Below are 2,283 nucleotides of genomic sequence, written 5' to 3' on the forward strand. Positions count from 1 at the left end.
AAGCCGCACCGTCCAAACCGTCTGCGACGCGATCGGCCAAATTCTCAACCGCATCACACCGACAGAATGCTCACACTACTTCGAAAACTCCGGCTATGACCGAAACTAATCTCATCACGCTCTAGCTTTTCCGGCGTGTTGGTGTAGTGGGCCCAGTCGGGCGCGAAACGGTGGTCGATCAGGCCTGCAGGCGCACTGAAAACCGTCGAGCGCAATCTGCTGGGACGGTGGTCCACCGGGAAGGCGACGGCAGCGCCTTCCCGGCCGCAACATTATTCGCCGCGCATCGTCGCCTGGAAGGTCGGCAGGTGTTTCTTCTGCGCTTCCAGCATGCGTTCGCGGTAGACACCATAGATGACGTCGGTATCGTGCAACGTCACGCCGGCGATCGTCGGCGAGGCGAAGACCGGCAGTTCGATGCCGCGCTTGGCGAGTTGCTCGGCCGTGCGCGCGATCAACTCATGCGCCAGGATCATGGCGAGCACCGTCGATGAGCCCGACACCGGACGGCTCCAACCTTCGACCGGTACGATGGCGTCCTCGATCGGCGAGCAGGTGTCGATGACGAGATCCGCCGCGTCGGCCAGCCGCTTGCCGGAGGAGTGCGTCGCCGGTTTGTCGAGATTGTTCTTGCTGGTCACCGCGACGACGAAGATGCCGCGCTTCCTGGCATAGAGAGCGGTGTCGATGCCGGACGAATTGCGCCCGCTGTGGCCGAAGATGATGATCGAATCGCCCTTGTTGAGCGGCTGGTGGTCGAGGAATTTCTCGGCATAGTTTTCAGTTCGCTCCAGCCACAGAAGCTCGCGCACCCCGCCGGCGCCGAGCACGTTGTGCCACATAACGCGCGGGTCGGTCAGCGGATTGAAGCCGACATAGCTGCCGTAACGCGGGAACACTTCCTGCACAGGCAGCACCGAATGGCCCGAACCGTAGAGATGGACCAGCCCGCCGCCTTCCAGCGAGTCGGCAAAGCGGCTGGCGGCCTGGCCGAAGGCCTCTTCATTGGTTTTCGCGGCCTTGTCGATGAGAGCGGCGAGACGGTGGATGTAGAGATCGGACACGTGGGTACTCCTGTTTAAAGATCTGCTTGGGAGGGTGGATCAGCTTCGCGGATTGGACGGGACGCGCCCGGCGCGCAGCGTCGAGCGGATTTCGTAGCGGTCGCCGCGCATGATGGAGACGGTGAATTCGAACGGGCCGCGCTCGTCGGTGGTGATGCGCTCGACGATGAAGGCGGGGCTGCCGGCGGGCAGGTCGAGCAGTTCGGCATCCGCCGCGCCAACCGCGCCGACGCGGTAATTTTCCCGCGCGGCCGCCGGCACAATGCCGTAGTGACGCTCCAGCGCCTCGTAGAGCGAACCCTGCAGCAGGCCGGCGTCGAGGAAGCCCGGCACGCGCGCGGCCGAAAGCTGCGCCGTCTGGATGCCGATCGGCTCGCTGTTGCCCAACCTGAGACGCCGGATGCGCACCACCGGATCGCCCTCCTCGATCTCCAGCGCGCCGGCGGCCGCCGCATTGGCTGATGTCAGACCGCAGTCGAGCAGGCGCGAGCCGGCGACCACGCCCATATTCCCCATTTCCTGGGTGAAGCTGGTCAGCTCGCGCGTGCCGGCCACCAGCGTGGTGGAGCGCACGAAGGTGCCGCGGCCATGCTCGCGCCGCAGCAGCCCGCCTTCTTCCAGATTGCGCAGGGCGTGGCGCAAGGTGATGCGGCTGACACCGAACAGGGCACACAGCCGGTCTTCCGCCGGGATCTGGTCGCCGGTCGCCCATTCGCCGCTCTTCACGATGGCGCGGATCGCCTCCTCGACCTGATACCAGAGCGGCTCCGGCCGTCTCCGGTCCGGCTGCTGAAAACTCGCTTGGCTCATCGCACCTGTCTCCACTCTTTCCCCGCGCGACCAGCCAATGCCGCGCCGATAAGGCCGGCGCCCGGGCCGAACCGGCCGGACCGAACCTCGATGCCACGCAGATGCGACGGCAACTGGCGCCGCAGCGCGGCAAGCAGCGGTGGTCGGATTACGTCCAGCGCCTCGGCCAGTCCTCCCGAAATCAGAACCGCCTGCGGATCGAGCAGCGCCACGGCGCCGGCAAGCGCGGTGCCGAGCCGCCGCGCCGGCACTTCCAGCAAGGTCTGCGCGGCGAGTTCCCCGCCTTGGGCGGCGGCGATCAGCTGGCGGCCATCGGCGAGGCCAATCTGGGCGGCAAGCGCATCGAGTGCCCGGCCCGAGGCGACGCGCTCCAGCCAGCCACTGCGCTCCTCGCCATGATCCTTGATGT

The 2,283-nt window shown here is 66.4% G+C and carries 3 protein-coding genes; all 3 read right to left on the reverse strand.

The features are described 5' to 3' along the window. Positions 1-272: 272 nt before the first annotated feature. Complete coding sequence (locus O7A61_RS31945; RefSeq protein WP_337133131.1) at positions 273-1,064, reverse strand: SIS domain-containing protein; 792 nt, start codon at positions 1,062-1,064, stop codon at positions 273-275. A gap of 39 nt (positions 1,065-1,103) precedes the next feature. Then, positions 1,104-1,874, reverse strand: coding sequence for a GntR family transcriptional regulator (locus O7A61_RS31950; RefSeq protein WP_140505665.1), 771 nt, complete (start codon positions 1,872-1,874; stop codon positions 1,104-1,106). Continuing rightward, positions 1,871-2,283, reverse strand: a 413-nt coding sequence (locus O7A61_RS31955) for an ROK family protein (protein ID WP_337133132.1), incomplete at its 5' end; no start/stop codon positions are given. The genes O7A61_RS31950 and O7A61_RS31955, both read right to left, overlap by 4 nt.

Source organism: Mesorhizobium sp. Cs1321R2N1, from assembly GCF_037179725.1.
Classification (GTDB): Bacteria; Pseudomonadota; Alphaproteobacteria; order Rhizobiales; family Rhizobiaceae; genus Mesorhizobium; species Mesorhizobium salmacidum.

Bases quoted from the DNA above. Each gene is read 5' to 3' on its own strand.
- O7A61_RS31950 (WP_140505665.1), bottom strand. From the start codon at position 1,874: ATGAGCCAAGCGAGTTTTCAGCAGCCGGACCGGAGACGGCCGGAGCCG.